The 689-nt window shown below is 46.4% G+C and carries 1 rRNA gene; it reads left to right on the plus strand.

Going from position 1 to position 689, the window contains the following annotated elements:
- Positions 1-51 precede the first annotated feature (51 nt).
- Positions 52-689, plus strand: a 23S ribosomal RNA gene (locus GQR47_RS20270); the annotation flags it as partial.

Raw genomic sequence — 689 nt, forward strand, 5'->3', positions numbered from 1 at the left:
ACTTCTGGCGAAGTTAAACTGTCACAAAACAAAGACCCGTTTGGGTTGTATGGTTAAGTGACTAAGCGTACACGGTGGATGCCTTGGCAGTTGGAGGCGATGAAGGACGTATTAACTTGCGATAAGCCTAGTCAAGCTAGTAAAAAGCGCTTGAGACTAGGATTTCCGAATGGGGAAACCCACCTGCTTGCAGGTATCGTTAACTGAATACATAGGTTAACGAGGCGAACGCGGAGAACTGAAACATCTAAGTACCCGTAGGAAAAGAAATCAACCGAGATTCCGAAAGTAGCGGCGAGCGAAATCGGAACAGCCCTTAAGCTTATTATGTGTTAATGGAAGGCTCTGGAAAGTGCCACGATACAGGGTGATAGTCCCGTACATGAAAAGACATTTTAAGTGAAATCGAGTAGGTCGGAGCACGTGAAACTTTGACTGAATATAGGTGGACCATCATCTAAGGCTAAATACTCCCAACTGACCGATAGTGAACCAGTACCGTGAGGGAAAGGCGAAAAGAACCCCTGTGAGGGGAGTGAAATAGAACCTGAAACCGTGTACGTACAAGCAGTAGGAGCCCACTTGTTGGGTGACTGCGTACCTTTTGTATAATGGGTCAGCGACTTATATTTTGTAGCGAGGTTAACCGAATAGGGTAGCCGTAGGGAAACCGAGTCTTAACTGGGCGA

The sequence above is a fragment of the Pseudoalteromonas sp. Z1A2 genome (genome assembly GCF_011378755.1).
GTDB classification, from domain to species: Bacteria; Pseudomonadota; Gammaproteobacteria; order Enterobacterales; family Alteromonadaceae; genus Pseudoalteromonas; species Pseudoalteromonas distincta.